This window comes from Streptomyces sp. DT224 (assembly GCF_049844595.1).
Taxonomy (GTDB): domain Bacteria; phylum Actinomycetota; class Actinomycetes; order Streptomycetales; family Streptomycetaceae; genus Streptomyces.
The window spans coordinates 257539-274413 of record NZ_JBNCLI010000008.1 but is presented as its reverse complement, the minus strand read 5'-3'; the positions used below and the strand labels follow the sequence as shown (position 1 = coordinate 274413).

Annotated in this window: 13 protein-coding genes; 7 read left to right on the top strand and 6 right to left on the bottom strand. The window is 72.0% G+C overall.

The window, feature by feature from the left end; all coding sequences use genetic code 11:
- Nucleotides 1-89 precede the first annotated feature (89 nt).
- The 5 genes from ACLQ2N_RS21775 to ACLQ2N_RS21755 all read right to left on the bottom strand — a co-directional run bounded on the left by ACLQ2N_RS21775 (nucleotide 90) and on the right by ACLQ2N_RS21755 (nucleotide 6839).
- Complete coding sequence (locus ACLQ2N_RS21775) at nucleotides 90-884, bottom strand: alpha/beta fold hydrolase (RefSeq protein ID WP_425815498.1); 795 nt, start codon at nucleotides 882-884, stop codon at nucleotides 90-92.
- Between the two features lie 226 nt (nucleotides 885-1110).
- Nucleotides 1111-1998: an SDR family NAD(P)-dependent oxidoreductase gene (locus tag ACLQ2N_RS21770; protein WP_425815496.1), complete on the bottom strand. Its 888-nt coding sequence runs from the start codon at nucleotides 1996-1998 to the stop codon at nucleotides 1111-1113.
- Nucleotides 1999-3304: 1306 nt separating this feature from the next.
- A complete protein-coding gene (locus ACLQ2N_RS21765; protein ID WP_425815494.1) occupies nucleotides 3305-4420 on the bottom strand; it encodes a hypothetical protein in 1116 nt (371 codons plus the stop codon).
- A gap of 225 nt (nucleotides 4421-4645) precedes the next feature.
- Nucleotides 4646-5758: an MFS transporter gene (locus ACLQ2N_RS21760; RefSeq protein ID WP_425815768.1), complete on the bottom strand. Its 1113-nt coding sequence runs from the start codon at nucleotides 5756-5758 to the stop codon at nucleotides 4646-4648.
- 202 nt (nucleotides 5759-5960) lie between these two features.
- Nucleotides 5961-6839, bottom strand: a complete 879-nt coding sequence (locus ACLQ2N_RS21755) for an SDR family oxidoreductase (RefSeq protein WP_425815492.1) — start codon at nucleotides 6837-6839, stop codon at nucleotides 5961-5963.
- A gap of 63 nt (nucleotides 6840-6902) precedes the next feature.
- Between ACLQ2N_RS21755 and ACLQ2N_RS21750 the strand changes: the two genes are divergently transcribed.
- The 3 genes from ACLQ2N_RS21750 (at nucleotide 6903) to ACLQ2N_RS21740 (ending at nucleotide 9752) form a co-directional block, all read left to right on the top strand.
- Nucleotides 6903-7499, top strand: a complete 597-nt coding sequence (locus ACLQ2N_RS21750) for a TetR/AcrR family transcriptional regulator (protein WP_425815490.1) — start codon at nucleotides 6903-6905, stop codon at nucleotides 7497-7499.
- A gap of 223 nt (nucleotides 7500-7722) precedes the next feature.
- Nucleotides 7723-8403 (top strand): response regulator transcription factor, encoded by a 681-nt coding sequence (locus ACLQ2N_RS21745; protein ID WP_425815488.1) that lies wholly within the window; start codon nucleotides 7723-7725, stop codon nucleotides 8401-8403.
- On the top strand, nucleotides 8400-9752 hold the full coding sequence (locus ACLQ2N_RS21740; RefSeq protein WP_425815486.1) for a sensor histidine kinase: 1353 nt from the start codon (nucleotides 8400-8402) through the stop codon (nucleotides 9750-9752). The genes ACLQ2N_RS21745 and ACLQ2N_RS21740 overlap by 4 nt, the downstream gene beginning before the upstream one ends.
- On the opposite strand, the gene ACLQ2N_RS21735 is transcribed toward ACLQ2N_RS21740, so the two are convergent.
- On the bottom strand, nucleotides 9658-11172 hold the full coding sequence (locus ACLQ2N_RS21735; protein WP_425815484.1) for an aromatic amino acid ammonia-lyase: 1515 nt from the start codon (nucleotides 11170-11172) through the stop codon (nucleotides 9658-9660). The two genes, ACLQ2N_RS21740 and ACLQ2N_RS21735, sit on opposite strands and share 95 nt — an antisense overlap.
- Nucleotides 11173-11234: 62 nt before the next feature.
- On the opposite strand from ACLQ2N_RS21735, the gene ACLQ2N_RS21730 reads away from it, so the two are divergent.
- Genes ACLQ2N_RS21730 through ACLQ2N_RS21715 form a run of 4 tightly spaced genes read left to right on the top strand, consistent with a single transcriptional unit; the run spans nucleotide 11235 to nucleotide 16861 of the window.
- Nucleotides 11235-12809 (top strand): NAD(P)-binding domain-containing protein, encoded by a 1575-nt coding sequence (locus tag ACLQ2N_RS21730; protein WP_425815482.1) that lies wholly within the window; start codon nucleotides 11235-11237, stop codon nucleotides 12807-12809.
- Nucleotides 12806-13876 carry an alpha-hydroxy acid oxidase gene (locus tag ACLQ2N_RS21725; protein WP_425815480.1) on the top strand — a complete coding sequence of 357 codons (1071 nt, stop codon included), beginning with the start codon at nucleotides 12806-12808 and terminating at the stop codon, nucleotides 13874-13876. The genes ACLQ2N_RS21730 and ACLQ2N_RS21725 overlap by 4 nt, the downstream gene beginning before the upstream one ends.
- Nucleotides 13870-15240, top strand: a complete 1371-nt coding sequence (locus ACLQ2N_RS21720) for a cytochrome P450 (RefSeq protein WP_425815478.1) — start codon at nucleotides 13870-13872, stop codon at nucleotides 15238-15240. Before ACLQ2N_RS21725 ends, ACLQ2N_RS21720 begins: the two co-directional genes overlap by 7 nt.
- A 40-nt stretch (nucleotides 15241-15280) precedes the next feature.
- Nucleotides 15281-16861, top strand: coding sequence for an MFS transporter (locus ACLQ2N_RS21715; RefSeq protein WP_425815476.1), 1581 nt, complete (start codon nucleotides 15281-15283; stop codon nucleotides 16859-16861).
- Nucleotides 16862-16875: the final 14 nt, after the last annotated feature.

Sequence of the window (16875 nt, the reverse complement as noted above, 5' to 3'; positions counted from 1 at the left end):
TGGGGGGTTCCAAACTCCGCTGGGGCCCCGGGGGGGGGGGGGGGGGGGGGGGGGGGGGGCCGGGGCCCCCCCCCCGCCCGCGAGGTCTTTCAGCCCTGGTCCTGCCGTCGGCCGAGGAAGCCGGTGATGATCTCCAGCCACTCCTTGGGCTGCTCCAGGAAGGGTAGGTGCCCGGTGGCGAGCTCGGCGGTCCGCGCGCCCGGAATGGCCTCATGCAGTTGGTACTGGAGGGCAGCGGGTATCAGGTTGTCGGCGGTGGTGACAACGATGAGGGTCGGGACGGTGATCAGGGCAAGGTCTGAGCGCACGTCGGCGCGGCGGACCAGATCGACCTGGGCCCTGGTGCCCTGCGGCAGCGCAGAGGCGGCCTGCTGGGCGGCGGCACGCACCTGCTCCGAGGTGAGGGAGTTCAGCGCCGGTGCACTCACGGTCAGCTGGGTCAGGTACTGGGCGAGCAGGAGGTGCTGCCCGGACTCGTAGAGCTGGTGCCAGATTGCAGCGGCCAGCTCGGTACGGGTGTCCAGACGGGCGAACGCGGCGGTCAGGATGAGGGAGGTGACGCGTTCCGGGTGGCGGGCCGCGGCACGGATCGCGACCGGGCCGCCCAGCGAGTAGCCGCAGACGGCGAAGGTGTCGAGCCCCTCGGCGTCTGCTGCGGCGACGAGCTGGTCCGCCAGCGCGTCGAGCTCCAGGGGCGTGGACGTGGTGGGACTCTTTCCTGAGCCTGGGTAGTCGACCCCGACAACGGTGTGCTGCGCGGCGAGCCCTTCCATGATCGGCCCGTAGTTGGCCTCGATCCCGCCGCCCGCGCCATGGGCGAGGAGGAGGCCGGGGCCGGAGCCGTGGACGGTGCGGGCAGGGGCGTTCGGGACTGATGTGGTCATGGACGTGTCCTCATCTGGCGAAGGGGTGGGCAGGGGGTGACTATGTGCAGCGTTTGTTATCCAGTGACCGGCGGCAGCAGGATTTGCCCGTCTGCGTGACGGCGGTGGGGGCGTGGAGCCGCAAGGGTGCGCGAGGGGCTCGGCCGGCTGGTTGCCGGTGGTGGGGGGCCAGCATCGCGGGGTCGGGGCGGGCTGGTCCGATGTCCACCGGAGGCAGGCGTAGCGCCTACCTGGCCACGGCGGGAGCGTGGGCTTCGCTGAGCCTGCGCACTGCTTCGGCGACGCGGCGGTCGGTGGCCGGGCCGAACGGGGCGACGGGACACGCTTGGGGACCGATGACGACTCCGGTCTTGCCGATCAGCGCGTCGTCGGTGGCGGCGATGATCGATGGCCTGGCTGCCGCGGACGCCGGGCCCGACGTGGACCGTTTGAACTTGCGGCGCACCAGCGGCCACAACAGTCGCAGGGCGGGAGAGACGATCTTCGGGTCGGTCAGGGTGCCGTTGGTCATGTCGGTCGCGGCGCCCCCGGGGTCGGCGGCAAAGACCGATACGCCCGTGCCGTCCAGCCGCGCGGCAAGGTCGAGGGTGTAGGCGAGGTTGGCGAGCTTGGCGCGGCCGTACCAGTGGAAGCCGTAGTAGCCGCCGGGCGGCTCGACGGCGTCGAACACCCGCTTCGCGACCCCGACCGCACCCGAGGTCACGTTCACGATCCTGCTCGGCGAACCTGCCGCCAGCGTGGGCAGGAGCAGTTCCGTCGTCAAGTACGGCGAGAGGTGGTTGACGAGGAACGACGCTTCTATCCCGTCCAGGGTCTGTCGCTCCGGGAACAGTGCCCCGACGTTGTTGACCAGCACCGCCAGCGGATCCCCTGATGCCTGGCGCTCGGCTGCGATCCGGTCGGCCAGCGCACGCACCTGGTCGAGCGAGGAGAGGTCGGCGGCCAGGAACCGCCCAGGATGCGCCGGAGCCATGGCGTTGATCCGGTCCACCGCCTGGGCGCCCCTGTCGGCGTTGCGTCCGACCACGGTGACCGAGAAGCCAGCGACGGCAAGCCCCAGCGCCGTCTCGAAACCAATTCCGGCCGTCCCGGCGGTGACTACAGCTTTCCTCATACGCCCCTCCATCTCAAGCAGAAAAACGGATAGGTCATCCGATTGCTGGAGGTGACGCTAGCACATATTCGGATGACCTATCCGTTTAGTGCGGGACCAGCATGGCCGCCATGGAGTCGCACGCCCCTCACACCCACACCGGGTACGGACGCTGCCCGCTGCAGAGGTCCTTCCTCTCCGGCCGCAAACCGGAAGACGCGGTCGTCCTTCAGCCAGCGCCCACGGCGGACGCCTGAGGAATTCCGGTCCCACGCCCCTGGGGAATTCCGTGACCGTCCGCAGGCGCGGCGAAGCCGCGAGACCGCATCGCAGTGGCGCCCGGTGGTGTGGCGCGGTGGAGCGCGCCGCACCACACCACCGCCGTCCCGGAGGTGCTGGTACGCGCTGGTGCGGTGCACCGGATGTGCCTCCATTGCCTGCCTCATTCCCGCGGCCTCCAGTTGGCGCAGAACGTCGGCGACGTCGCCGTGCTCCTCGGTGTCGGCGTACACGTGAACGTTCACGTGTACGCCGACAGCATCTGTTCAGGCCCGGTCGGGCCCGGACAGATGCCGGCGATAGCCGGTGGCTACTGCTGGGCGGGGAAGTCCGCACTGCGGGAGAGGTCCTCCCATGCGGTGAACTCGGCGCGCAGCTCGTAGAGCTCGTGGGCAGGGCTGCCGAGGAGGAGCCGGTGGGGGCCGGTCACCGGCGGTGGCCGCGGTGTAGATGGCTGCGGCGGCGCGGGCCGGGTCCTCGGGCACGCCGCCGGTGTCCTCGCGGAACGAGGCACGCGCGGCGCCCGCCGTGGCGGCGTTGTCGGCGATCTCGTGCTCCGGCACCGTCTCGTCGGCGGAGCGGCCGGCCCGGATTCGGGGTCAAGGCCCTGTCGGGCCTGACCCGCAATCGTGGACACGGGGCCCTCAGGTCCACCGCGCCGACTCCGTCGGCGTCTCTCCCGAGCATGGATGACCCACCACAGGCGGGAACATCGCCGCGTGGCGCCACTTGTGCAATGACTGGGCGAAGTTGGCGTCGACGCGGCCCTGTGCAGTCGACCAGGTCAGCCTCGTCGCATACCACCTTCGAAACGGCCAGCCCACGGCCGGAGGGCCGGGCCGACGGCACACCTCCCCAGAAGTGGCTGCCGCGTCGCAGATGATCAGCACTTACGGAGTCGGCTCGATCGTCGCCGCAGCCGCGCCCTTGGTCACCCCGGCGCGATCCGCCACCTCCTGCAGCGCGACGGGCCTCAGTTTCTGTGCGGCCGGCCCACCGGCCGCACCTGCCAGCACCCGGGCACGGCTGCGCAGGGCGCGCTCCTGCTTCAGCTCGCCCGCACCTCTTCGCGCGCGGCGGTGGGTGCGTGGCGCACCGCGGCCGCACCCTCCGTGTCGGTCGAGTCGTCCACCGGCGTCCTTCCGTGTTCGTCCCGGCTGAGCCGCCCCCGCTGTTCGGGCCTGATCACCGACACTGCCACCGCCGTCACCGCCACCACCGCGGCGAGTCCACCCGCGGCCAGCAGTGTCGTGGTGTCCGGCTCCAGCAGGGCCTGGCCCCGGCGGGCCTGCCAGACCAGCAGCCCGGTCAGGCCGGAGTAGCCGAACGCCGCGACCGCCACCAGCCGCGCCCGCTTGACGGCCAGCGCCACCAGCGGCAGGACCTGAAGGGCGTGGATACCAACGAAGTGGGCCGCGCGCAGGTCGCCCGACCCGGTCGACCACCCGGTTACGGGCATGCCGGCACCGCCGTCGGGCGCGCCGACCGAGTGCGCGCCGATGGTGGCCAGGGTCGCCCCCGCGTCCAGCGCCTGGGCCTGATCCGGGGTCGGCGCGGTCATCAGGTATCCGACCGACATGCCCGCCAGCGAGACCAGCACGCCCAGCGGGACCGCGCAGGCCATCGCCCGCGCCGCCCCGTCCGCCGGAACCCAGGACCGCGCCGAACGGGTCAGCACCGCCCGGCGTGCCGACCGGTGCTGGAGCACCAGGACGATGCCCACCGCCAGGGTCAGCGCCCAGCCCAGGTAAGCGGCCCCACCCATCACCATGAACACAGCCCCGTCCAGCGCGGTGCCGACGTTGAAGTGGCTGCGGACGCCCCGGGCCGCCTGGAAGGTGATGGCCGAGATCTCCGGCAGCACGAAGGCAGCGGCGGTCAGCGTTCCCAGCCACCACAGGGTGCGCCGCCGGGTCCGGGCGCTGCCGATCATCCAGGCCAGGGTGATCGCGTACAGGCCGAAGGAGAGGGCGAACTTCAGTGGCTTCAGCCAGACGTTCTCACCCATCACCGTGCGACCGTCCACCAGCAGGCCGACCGCGCTGAACGCGGCCAGTGCCCCCATCGCCGCCGCGCACACCGCCAGCGGGCGGTGCCAGGCGGTCCGCGGGGTCCGCCGCCGGATGCGTGGGGTGGTGCCGGTGCCGTCGAAGTAGGCGGTCATGGTGTCTCCTCGTGTTCGCCTCGACCTGCGTCCAGCCTGCTGACCGATGGCCGGCGCCACCACGGACGCGGACACCGATCCGGTATGACGGCGTCACGAAGCCGACAACCAGGGCACCGCCCATCACCGGCACGGTCGCAACAACCCGTCCCGGGAAAGCCAGGTGACGGCTCGGCAGTGGGAGGGGGTCTGTCGAACGATCGGTGTAACTCGGGTTGTTGAGGGCTACTGACGTGCTGCGGAGAGCCGGCCGCCGAGCACCACCGCACAGGCCGTGAAAGTCAGCAGGCCGCCGACGAGGAACGTGCCCCGCACCTCGACAGACGGCAGGATCAGCCCGCCGAGCGCGGCGCCCGCCGCGATGCCGGCGTTGTAGAGACCGGAATTGGCCGCGAGCGCGAGGTCCGTGCGGCCCGGTGCGCAATGGAGCATCGCGTGCTGGGTGGTCATGAACACCGGCCCGAGTGCACCGCCCATCAGTACCAGGAACACCACCGCGGCCACCGGATCGCGGCCGGCCGCGTAGAGACCGGTCATCCCCACCGCCTGCGTGGCCACGGCACCCGTCAGCGCGGCCTGCGGAAAGCGGTCCAGCACCACCCCGGTGACGCTCACCCCGATGAGACACGCCACCCCGAAGACCACGAAGAGGGCACTCACCGCGCTCGGGGAGAAGCCGCTCACCTCGCCCAGAAACGTCACGATGTAGGTGTACCCGGCGAACGCGCCGGTGGCGGACAGGGTTCCGGCCGCCAGCACGATCCCGAACCGGCGGGCGTCGGGCCTGGTCCCGTAGGCGGCGGGCTCCTCTTCCGGCCGCGAGGTCGGCAGCAGGACGGCGATCGTCACGAGGGAGACGAGCCCCAGCCCGGCCAGCACGGCGACGGGCACCTGCCACGCACTGTGCTGCCCCAGCCAGGTCCCGGCGGGGACACCCAGCACGAGGGCGAGCGAACCGGCGACGGACAGCGCTCCGATCACACGCCCACGGAGCCCGGGCGCGAACAGGCCCACCGCGACCGGCCCCATCACGGCCCAGAACAGCGCCTGGGCGAGTGCGGTCAGCAGCCGCGCCGTAAGAAGCGACCAGTACGAGGCCGCCAGGGCCGCCGCCAGACTGGATACGACCAGCGCGGCCAGCAGTCCGGTGAGTACATGGCGCCGGGGCGCTGCCCTCACGGCGTGGGCGAGCGGCACGGACGCGACGGCCACGGTGACGCCGTACCCGGTGACCAGGAGTCCGACCGCCGGCGCAGACACCCGCAGGCTGTCGGAGATGACCTCGAGCAGGCCGATCGGCAGGTTCTCCGCGGTGTTGAAGGTGAAGGCCGCCAGCATCAGGGCCGCAAGCACCACCGGCCCGCGCCATGGAACCGGTCGTGGCACGACCTTGCGTTCCCTTCCTGACCTCGTCCGCCGGATCTGCTCCGTGCCACCGTCCATGGGGGTACCTCACCGGGTTCGCGGGTCCCCCGCAACCGCATTCATCTCCTGTGGTGGGCGGGGGCGTACTTGGCCGGTCCCGCGCGGTCTCCGGGGGTTACACACCCTTCGTGAACGCGGTGGTGTGGTCGGCGACCCACTGACGGAACGTTCGCGGCGCCGTCCCGAGGACGTCGGCCACCGCAGTGGTGATGTACGCCGGCTGTCCGACCGCCGCGCTCCACGCGGCGAGCAGCATGTCGACGACCGAGCCGGGCGCCGTGCCCTCCGACAGCCTTCGGAACTCGTCCGGCGTCATCTCCTCGAAGGCGATCCGTTGTCCCAGGACGTCAGCGATGACGTCCACCTGCTCGGCCTGGGTCATCGATTCGGGGCCGGTGAGGACGTAGTCGGAGGAGGCGTATCCGTCCAGGCAGAGGGTTCGCGCCGCGACGGCTGCGACGTCACGGTCGTCGACCGGTGCCGTCTCGGCGGCGCTGTGAGGCCAGCGGACGACTTCCCCGGCTCGGATCGCGGGTGCCCACCAGGCCGGAGCGTTCGACGCGAGCATTCCCGGCCGGATGATCGTCGACTCGAGTCCGGTGGCCGCGATGAGCCGCTCGATGCCGGCGTGGAGCTCGGCCATGGGATTGGGCTGCTGGAAGAAGGGGTGCGGCGTCTGGTGCGGGGAGGAGAGGAAAACGACCCGTCGCACGTGGGCCGCCAGCCGCTCGACGACTGCCGCGGCGGTCCGGGGCGGAGCGGTCCACACGAGGAAGACCGCACCGGCGCCGCGCAACGCCGGGTCCAGTGACTCGGGCACGGTGAGGTCACCGGCGAAGACCTCGACCTCCGGAGGCAGCATCGCCGCCGCCTCAGTACGACGCGCGAGGGCTCGGACCGGCACGCCCGCGCCGAGGAGCTGATCGATGACGACGCGGCCGATCCGGCCCGTCGCGCCGGTGACGAGCACGGGAGGAATGTCTGTCTGATGCATGCCACTCATAGAAACGTTACCGAGTTAAAAACGCAACTCGGTCATGAATGTTACGGTGGTCCCATGAGCGAGGCGAAGGGACTGCGGGCCCGCAAGAAGGAGCGGACGCGGGACGTCATCGGAGACGCGGCCGTGTCGCTCTTCCTGGAGCGCGGTTTCGACAGCGTCTCGGTCAACGACATCGCCGCGGCGGCCGAGGTCTCCAAGCCGACCCTCTTCCGGTACTTCCCCACCAAGGAAGACCTGGTGCTGCACCGGTTCGCCGATCACCAGGGCGAGGCGGCACGCGTCGTACGCGACCGTAGGTCCGGCGTCGAACCGGTGACGGCGCTGCACCGGCACTTCCGGGCCGGCCTCGACCGGTACGACCCCGTCACCGGCCTCAGCGACCATCCCGAGGTGGTGGCGTTCCATCGGCTGGTGTTCAGCACACCGAGCCTGGCGGGGCGGCTCACCCGGTATCAGCTGGAGGACGAAGAGGCGCTGGCGGATGCCCTCGGCATAGGCGTCCGGGCACGCCTGCTGGCCGCCCAGGTACTCGCGGTCCAACGGGTACTCGCCCGGGCCAACTGGCAGAAGATCGCCGCCGGCCGCACCGCCCACGACGTCCGCCCCGAAGCCGTGGCCGATGCCGACCATGCCTTCGGCCAACTGGCCTGACAGGCGCCGCCGGGATCCGGGTGCCCGCCTTCCGCCTGCCCGCGCCGGTCCGGGTGGCGACCGTCCGGCAGTCCGAACCGGCTGTTTCGGCGTCCGAGGAACGGGCCTGCGGCCTCCAGCGGCCTCCAGCGGCCGCCACCGAGCCGGCGGCCTGCGCTGTGGGAACCCCCTCCCCCGCAGGGGCGTTGTCACGGGTTGCGGGGAGGACGAGGGGAGTTGGACCGTGGCGCAGAAGCACTCGCGGGGGCCGTGGCGGCTGCTGCTGGTCGAGGACGACCGGGAGCTGGCCGGCATGCTCTCCGATGTACTGCGGGGCGAGGGATACGCGGTCGATGTGGCGTCCGACGGCCAGCAGGGCCTGCATCTCGGCCTCTCCCGGCAGTACGACGTGCTCGCCGTCGACCGGCGCCTGCCGGGGCTCGACGGCCTCGACCTCATGGGCCGGTTACGGTCCCGTGGCGTGCGCACGCCCGTGCTGCTGATGACCGCGATGGGCACCGTGCACGACCGGGTCGACGGGCTGGACGCCGGCGCCGACGACTACCTCGTGAAGCCGTTCGACCTCGACGAACTCAGCGCGCGCTTGAGAGCCTTGTGCCGACGGGCCCTAGATGCCGCCGATGTACTCAGAATCGGCTCGGGGCACCTCTACGTCGGCCGCAGGGAAGTCGAGCTGGCGAACGGCGAACGGATAGCCCTCGCGCCCCGGGAGTTCGCTTTGCTGTGGGCACTCGCTTCGCGCCCCGAAACGGTGTACACGCGGACGGAGTTGCGCCGGCTGGTGTTCCAGGAGGCCCCCGCCTCGTCCATCGTCGACACCTATGTCTACTACCTGCGCCGCAAGCTGGGCAGGCGCGTCGTGCGCACGGTCCGCGGTCTCGGCTACCGGCTGGGGGCGCTGTGAATCCGCCGGCGTCGGCCGAGTGGGCGGCGGTGCGGCGGGCGCGCCTGCGGATCGCCGTGATCACGGGGGCGATCATCACGTTGCTGGTCACGGTCGTCGGCGGGGTGGCGCACACGGTGATGGTGGACGCGCAGAACGATCAGGTGTGGCGCGAGTTGCGCTACGGCGCCATGTACGGCGACCCGGCCAAGCCTCCCGTATGTACGTGGCTGTACGCACCCGGCGTGGAGACCCTGTCCAACGCTCCCCGCGGATTCCCCGTGCGCGCCGACATGGACGAGGCCCTCAGCACCCGTGAGGCCGTGGAGCGCACCGTGGAGCGTGACCACACGGTCTATCTGGTGCGTACCCAGCCCCGGGCCGACGGAGACGTCGTGCAGGCGGTGTTCGACATGCGCTTCCAGCTGGCCGACCGCGGCCATCTCTGGTTCGCACTGGCGGTGGCCGAAGCGGTGGGGCTGCTGGCCGCGGCCGTCACGGGGGTGGTCCTCGGGCGTCGTGCCGTGGCCCCGCTGGCGGAGGCCCTGACCCGCCAGCACCGGTTCGTCACGGATGCCAGTCACGAGCTGCGCACCCCGGTCACCCAGGTGCACACGCGGGCGCAGATGCTGGCGCGGCAGGCGGCCGACCAGGATCTGCCGGGCCCGCATCGTGACACGCTGGCCCGGCTGGTCGCTTCGACCGGGCGGCTCGGCGAGGTGCTCGACGACCTGCTGCTGTCCGCGAGCCTCGCGGCCGGCCCGGCACGGCGATCGGAGCACCGGCCGGTGGAACTGGTCGCGCTGGCCCGGTCGGTGGTGGCCGAGGAGTCGGACCGGGTGGGCGCACGTCGTCTCACCGTCGTCGTGGACGGTCCCCCGTATCCTCTCTTCGTCGACGGTGTCCAGTCCGCGCTGCGCCGCGCCGTCGGTGAGCTGCTGTCCAACGCGATCCGCCACACCCCGGCCGAGGGGCGGATCGAGATGGTCCTCTCGCGCTCCGGAGGGACGGTGCTCCTGGCCGTCGCGGACACCGGGCCCGGGTTCGAGCCCGCCGCGGTGGAGCAGCTGTTCCGGAGGTTCCACCGCGGCAGCGGCGATGGCGGGCGGTACGGGTTGGGGCTGGCGCTGCTGCGGGAGGTCGTCACGCGCCACGGGGGTACGGTCGCGGCCGACGGGCGTCCCGGCCAGGGTGCCCGGTTCACCATCCGCCTTCCGGAGTGCGCGGCCCCGCCCGGCGTCGTGGCCGAAGCCCGGCCGGTCGAGGCGCAACCGGTCACGGTGTCGCGTGCGCGGCGACCAGGCGGGCCGCGGTGCGGACATCCCGGTCCAGCGGGCGGTCCGGCTCGACGGGGGGAATCGCCTCGCTGAGAGCGTCGAGGAGTTCCGCGCACCGGGGCGCGGTGGGGCGGCGGGCGCCGACATGGGCCGCCTGGCGCAGGCCGAGCGCGAGCGATCCGGTGAGCAGGCCGAGGAGTTCCGCCATGTCGTGGGACCGCAGGGCGGCCTGGGTGCCGAAGGGGACGACGTCCTGGTTGTGCAGGTTCGTCGGCAGGCTCTGCATGCCGGCCGGTGTGGCGTTGCGGCGGATCTCCGCGACGAACGCGGTGGCGGCGAGTTGCACGCCCTGCAGCCCGTGTTGAAGGCCCGGTGCGGTGGCGAGCATCGGCGGCAGTCCCCCGTTGCGCGCCGGATCGGTCAGCAGGTCGAGCTGGCGTTCGGCGAGATTGCCCAGCTGGGCCGTCACGGACGCCAGCAGGTCGGCCGCGAAAGCGGCGGGCTGGCCGAAGAAGTTGCCGCCGTGCACCACTTTCCCTTCCCGGTCGGCATGGCCGGGAAAGAAGAGCGGGTTGTCGCTGACGCCGCCGAGGTCAGCGGCGACCACGCCGTCGACGTAGCCCAGCGCGTCCTCCGCGGCGCCGAGCAACTGCGGGGTGCAGCGGATGCTGTACGGCTCCTGGAGCGGCCGGCTTCCCGAGGGGCTGAGGCCGGTGAGCGTCCGCCGCATGCGCGCGCCGGCGTCGACCGCCCCGGCGTGCCCGTACGCCCGTAGCAGGTCGTCGTCCAGGAAGCCGGGGTCACAGCCCAGCAGGTCGGCCAGGAGGCAGGTGAGGACCGTGAGCGAGCGGTGTGCGTCGCGGACGCTGTCCCGGGCGAGCGCCAGGGCCGCGGTGGTGACGGAGGTGCCGTTGACGAGGGCGAGGGCATCACGGCCGTCCAGGTCGAGTGGGCGCAGCCCGGCGGCGGCCAGCGCCTCGCCGGCCGCCATGCGTCGGCCTTCCAGATAGGCGTACCCGCGACCGCGGAGTGCCTGGGTCGCGTAGGCGAGGGGGATGAGGTCGCCGCTCGCGCCGACGGACCCGTAGCGGGGGACGGCGGGCGAGAACGTCGTCGCGAACATGGCGGCGAGGCGGTCGACGACCTCGGGCGAGACGCCGGAGAGGCCCCGGGCGAGGGACCAGGTGCGCAGCAGGAGGGCGGCACGGCAGACCTCGTGGGGCAGATCCGGTCCCTGCCCCGCCCCGAGGTGGGCGAGGGTGTTGTCGCACTGGTCCGCCTCGTCGGGGCGGCCGGCGTACCCGACGAGTGCGCCGAAGCCCGTGGTGGCGCCGTAGATGGGGCGGGCGCCGCTGCCGTCGCCGTGTCGCAGCCCGTGGAAGAAGCGGCGTCCGAGGTCCACACGGGCTCGGGCGGAGGCGTCCACGGTGACGGTGAGCGGTGTCGCGGCTCGGCGCAGGGCGGCGGAGTCCAGAGGGCCGGTGAGGGAGAGGGAGTCCGTGGTGGTGAGCACGTCGGGAAAGGTAGGCGGGCAATCTCAGAGTGCTCTGAAATCGGGTGGCTAGCTTCCGGGGCATGACCCATGACTACCTGATCATCGGTGCGGGGCCCGCCGGACTTCAGCTCGCCTCGCTGCTGGAGCGGGACGGCGGGGACTACGTCGTCCTGGAACGCGGCAGCGGTCCGGGCACGTTCTTCACCCGGTTCCCCAGGCACCGCTACCTCATCTCGAACAACAAGGTGCACACGGGGTACGACGATCCGGAGCTGCGGCTGCGGATGGACTGGAACTCCCTGCTGAGCGACGACCCGGAGCTGTTGTTCACCCGGTACAGCCCCCGCTACTTCCCGCCCGCCGACGACCTGGTGCGCTATCTGTCGGACTTCGCCGCCCGGACCGGGGTGCGCGTGCGGTACGACACGGAGGTGACGGAGGTCTCGAGGAACGGGGAGGGGTTCGCCGTCACCGACCACACCGGCAAGGTGTGGCGGGCCCGGCATCTGGTGGTCGCCACCGGGATGCCCGTCCCGAACCTGCCCGCGATCCCGGGCGTCGAACTGGCCGAGCGCTACGACACGATCGACACCGATCCGAAGTCCTTCACCGACCAGCGGGTGCTCATCATCGGCCGGGGCAACTCCGCCTTCGAGACGGCCGAGAACCTGATGGAGACGGCGGCGGTCATCCACCTCGTCGGCTCGGGCTCGCTGAAGATGGCCTGGCGGACCCACTACGTGGGACATCTGCGCGCCGTGTACAACAACTTCCTGGACAGCTACCAGTTGAAGTCGCAGAACGCCCTTCTCGACGGCCGGGTCCTGGCCATCCGGCGTGACGAGGACGGTTTCCACGTCCCCATCGCCTTCGAGCGGGTCGACGAGGTCGTCAAGGAGATCCGCTACGACCGGGTGATCGTCGCGACCGGCTTCCGGTTCGACACCTCGGTCTTTGACGACACCTGCGCACCGGAGGTGATCGTCGACGGCCGATTCCCCGATCTGACGCCGCTCGGCGAGTCGGTCAACGTACCCGGTCTCTACTTCGCCGGGACCCTGATGCAGGGGCGCTCCTTCGGGAAGGCGACGACCGGCTTCATCCACGGCTTCCGCTACGCGGTGCGTGCGCTGTACCGCGGTCTGCGGCAGCGCCACGCCCAAGTGCCCTGGCCCACGACGGTGATCGGGGATTCCACCGAGCGGGCCGTCGACGCGGTGATCAGCCGGGTGAACCGTTCCTCGGCACTGTGGCAGCAGTTCGCGGTCCTCGGTGACTTGTTGCTGCTCGCCCCGGACGGCACGTTCCGCTACGCCGAGGAGGTGCCCGTGGACCATGTGCCGGGGGCGGTGCGGGCCGGGGAGTTCGGCGAGGTGGAGGCGTACGCGGTGATCACGCTGGAGTACGGGGAGGACCACGACCGGGTGGACCCCTTCGACGTCGGTGCCGGCCGCAAGTCCCAGCAGGACGTGTCGGGTCTGGACGGCCGCTATCTGCATCCGGTCGTCCGCTGGTACCGGGACGGCGAGTTCGTGGCCGACCACCACCTCACCGAGAACCTGGAGAACGAGTGGGACAGCGAGGAGGTCCACCGCGCCCCGCTGGACGCCTTCCTCACCGCCCGGCGCAGCCCGGCCGCCCCGGTGGCGCCGTGACACTCCGTGAACTCCACGAAAGGGCGCGGAAGGTACTGGACCCGGTCGTCTACGACTACGTCGCGGGCGGCGCGGGCGAGGAGCGTGCCCTGGCCGAGAACGAGCGGGCATTCGACCGCTACGCGCTGCTGCCGCGGGTGCTGAGCGGTGGTGAGGCGCGGGAGACCGGCGTCGATCTGCCGGGCGCCCCGCAGGCGTCCCCGGTGTTCGTGGCACCGACCGCCTTCCACCGCCTGGCGCACCGGGACGGCGAGCGGGCGACGGCCCGTGCCGCCGCGGCCGAGGGTGCCGTGCTGGTGACGGGAACGGCGGCCACCGTCGCCGTGTCCGATGTCGTCGCGGCGGCACGCGAAGGGGCCCCGGACCCGGCCGTGTGGTTCCAGCTGTACCTGCATCCGCGCCCTGAGGTCACCGGGGCGCTCGTCCGGCGCGCCGAGGACGCCGGCTGCACGGCCCTCGTGGTGACCGTCGACTCGCCGGTGTTCGGCCGGCACACCCGGGACCTGCGCAACGGGTTCACCGACCTGCCGCCGGGATACGCCGCGGAGAACATGCGCGGCCTGCCCGGCGCGGGACCCGGTGCGCTCACCGCCATCCCGATGTCCGCCGCGCTCCGCTGGCCGGACTTGGCCGAGGCCGTGCGCGGCACCTCGCTGCCCGTGCTGGCCAAGGGGGTCCTCCATCCGGACGACGCGCGCCTCGCCGTCGAGCACGGCGCGGCCGGGGTGATCGTCTCGAACCACGGCGGCCGCCAGTGCGACGCGGTCCCGGCGGCCGTGGACTGCCTTCCGGCGGTCGTCGCGGCGGTCGCGGGCCGGGCCCCGGTCCTGCTCGACGGCGGGGTGCGCCGGGGAAGCGACGTCGCGGTGGCCCTCGCGCTCGGTGCCAGGGCCGTCGGCGTCGGACGTCCCGTGGTGTGGGGCCTGGCCGCCGACGGGGAGGCGGGCGTGCGACGGGTCCTCGCGACGCTGCGCGACGAGTACGACCACACGCTCGCCCTGTGCGGTGGGCGCCGGAACACCGATCTGAGGTCCGGCATGGTGGTACGGAAGGGGAGCACGTGGTGAAGGCCCGTACGGGTACGGACGCGTGGTGGCTGCCGCGCGCTGTGGTGGCGCTGCGTGTCCGCATCTTCGAGAAGGTCAACGGGGACCGGGCGGTGACCCTTCCGAACGCCACGCACGGTCCGGAGGTGTTCGAGCGGGTCTACGCCCACCCCCACGCGAACGGCCGGAGCGAGGGGGCGGGTCTCTCCGACCTGTTCTGGTACTGGCTGGCGCCGGGACCCGAGGTGCACCAGGAGCACCTGGAGCCCGGTACGCGCTACCAGGACGTGGCCGCGACGACGCGGCGCATCGTCGCCGGGAACTCGGCGGACCTCACCGCGGCTGCCGCCCGTGCCGTAGGGGATGCGCTGGACGCGGTGCCGGACACGCGGATCAGTCTCGTACGGCTGCGGGACCTGGTGATGCCGGCGTGGGCCGCGTTCTGCTACGAGTTGGTCTTCCAGGAGCCGTGCCCGCCACTGGCCCGGAAATTGATCACCGCGCATGCCGACGACGTGATATCCGCGCTGAAGTGCACCGGTCTGCGCCATCCGCGCCGCCGGGCCCGGCTCACCGGCTACCTGAGGGACCGGGTCGCGGCCGGCCACGTACCGCACCGGCTGCCGCCCTCCCTGTCGGTGCCTGAGCAGGTCCACTACCTGCAGGGGACCTTCTTCAACACGGCGGTCGTGCAGCTGTCCGAGGCGACCGCGCACGTGCTGCTCGCCGTGGCCCGCCACCCGGAGGTGCAGCGGCGCCTCCGCGCGGATCCGCAGGACGACGCGTATCTGACGCGGGTGCTCGACGAGACGATGCGCCTGTATCCGCTGTTCGGCATCGCCCACCGCATCACCACCGGGGACATCGACCTGGACCCGGAGACGGTTCTGCCGACCGGTTCCGTGGTGTGCTTCAGCTACCCCGGCTACCACGCCACCGGATACGAGCGGCCCGACGTGTTCGACCCGGACCGCTGGGCGGACCTCGCCGTCAAGGACGCCCCTCACATCCCGTACGGCGTGGCGGCCAACCGCCCCTGCCCGGCCTGGCGGCTGTCGCCACTCGCTCTGCGCGCGGCGGTACGGGAGGTGCTGCACCGGTTCCGGCTGGACTCGACGGCCTCCCACACCCGCTCCCTCCCGCATCGGGCGCCTTGTCTGCTGATCCCGCACGGCCTGCCGCCCCGGCCCCGCCGCCTGGGCGCGCTCCGCGGGTTCGTCCGGCTGCGGGACGGGGTGGAGGACGTCACCCGGGGCGTCCGCCAACTGCTCCTCGGCACGGTCATGGTCCTGCACGCCCGCACACAGCGCCCGGCCACCCGGTATTTCGAGGAGCGGCGGACCGGAGGGTGCCCTGTGCCCGAGGTGGAGAGAGGCAACGGATGACGCCCCACGAGCCGTGCCCGGGCTGCCGCGAGGTGAGCGCATGACCTCGCCCGCCCGGCCCCCCTCCCTGATTGCCCGGCCGCTGATGTTCTGGGCAGGTGTGGCCCTCACGTGTACGGGTGTCGGCCAGCACGTCTGGATGTTCGTCGATTCCAGGTCCATGGGCTTTCACATGGCGATGATGGGGATGTCCGGCGTGATGTGGGCCGCGATGGCCGCCATCGCCGTGGGCGTGGTGGTCTCCGGATGCGCGGTCGTACAGAGTCCCGGTGCGGCCGAGGCCGGGACCTCCGTTCCGGACGGGACATCTCAGGCACACCGGCGCCGTCTCATCGGTGTGCTGAGCTTCGCGCTGATGGTGGACCAGATGAAGCCCGCCACCCTGGCGTTCATCCAGCCCGGCATGCGCGACGAGTTCCAGCTCAGCGCCGCCGAGATCTCCTGGCTGCCGACCGTCGCGCTGAGCGGCACCGTACTGGGATCACTCGTCGGCGGCCGCGCGGCCGACCGGATCGGACGCAGGGCGACGATCCTCATCGCGTCCCTGCTCTTCCTCGGTACGACGGTGTGCGGGGCCATGCCGTCCTTCGGCGGCATCCTGGTCATGTGCGCGCTGATGGGGATGGCCGCCGGAGGCATGCTCCCCGTCGTGTACGCCCTGATGACCGAGAGTCTGCCGCCGGGGCGGCGCGCCGCCGTCATGGTGCTGCAGGCCGGCCTCACCACCACCGGCGGCTATATGGCGGCCTCCGGGCTGGCCTCGTTGCTGATCCCGTTGACGGGGTGGCGCGTCCTGTGGTTCGCGCAGCTCCCCCTGGTGCTGATCCTCATCGCGCTGAACCGCTGGATCCCGGAGTCCGCGGCCTTCACGGCCCAGCGGGCCCGGCGCGAGCACGTCCGCGCCTCTGCCCTGTTCACGCACCCTCAGACGACCAGGACGCTGGTCGTCAGCGGCTACGCCCTCGCCTGGGGCCTCGTCTACTGGGGTTTCATCACCTTCCTGCCCAGTCAGCTGGAGGCATCACACGAGGGAGGCATGTCCGCCGCCACACTGCTGTTCCTGTCCTCACTGCTGTCCATTCCGACCTGTGCGGTGGCGGCGTGGCTCTACAAACGCTGGTCGGCGAAGGGCACCATGGTCCTCTACGCGGCCCTCACCGTCGCGGCCCTGCTCGTCCTCGCCGCAGTGGGCATGGACGGCAGCGAGCCGGTTCTCCTGACCGCCGTGATTCTGCTGTTCGCCGGTACCGCCGGGGTCATCGCGCTCATCGGCCCCTACACGGCGGAGGTCTTTCCCCTGGCCATCCGGGGGACCGCCGGCGGCTGGGCGGCGGCCGTCGGCAAGTCCGGCGGTGCCTTCGGCCCTCCGCTCATCGCCCTGGTGCTTTCGGCACCGGGGGGCATGCGCACCGCCGCGCTGCTCGTCGCCCTGCCGATGGCCGTGGCGGGCGGCGCCGTGGCGCTGCGCGGCAGCAATCCGCGTACGGCTGAGGAATCCCCCGAGGAAGCCGTTCGGCTGGAGGCCGAACTCGACGCTCTGGTGCGCGGTGAGGCCGTTGCCGTCGAGCGGGCCGATCCGACGGCGCCTCCGACGGGCCGGGACGGCGGCATGACGCCCTGACTGCCGGCGGCACG

What these genes read in the sequence shown, in the direction of transcription:
- ACLQ2N_RS21775 (WP_425815498.1), bottom strand. Translation starts at nt 884, where the DNA reads ATGACCACATCAGTCCCGAACGCCCCTGCCCGCACCGTCCACGGCTCC.
- ACLQ2N_RS21770 (WP_425815496.1), bottom strand. Translation starts at nt 1,998, where the DNA reads ATGAGGAAAGCTGTAGTCACCGCCGGGACGGCCGGAATTGGTTTCGAG.
- ACLQ2N_RS21765 (WP_425815494.1), bottom strand. Translation starts at nt 4,420, where the DNA reads ATGACCGCCTACTTCGACGGCACCGGCACCACCCCACGCATCCGGCGG.
- ACLQ2N_RS21760 (WP_425815768.1), bottom strand. Translation starts at nt 5,758, where the DNA reads ATGCTGGCGGCCTTCACCTTCAACACCGCGGAGAACCTGCCGATCGGC.
- ACLQ2N_RS21755 (WP_425815492.1), bottom strand. Translation starts at nt 6,839, where the DNA reads ATGCATCAGACAGACATTCCTCCCGTGCTCGTCACCGGCGCGACGGGC.
- ACLQ2N_RS21750 (WP_425815490.1), top strand. Translation starts at nt 6,903, where the DNA reads ATGAGCGAGGCGAAGGGACTGCGGGCCCGCAAGAAGGAGCGGACGCGG.
- ACLQ2N_RS21730 (WP_425815482.1), top strand. Translation starts at nt 11,235, where the DNA reads ATGACCCATGACTACCTGATCATCGGTGCGGGGCCCGCCGGACTTCAG.
- ACLQ2N_RS21715 (WP_425815476.1), top strand. Translation starts at nt 15,281, where the DNA reads ATGACCTCGCCCGCCCGGCCCCCCTCCCTGATTGCCCGGCCGCTGATG.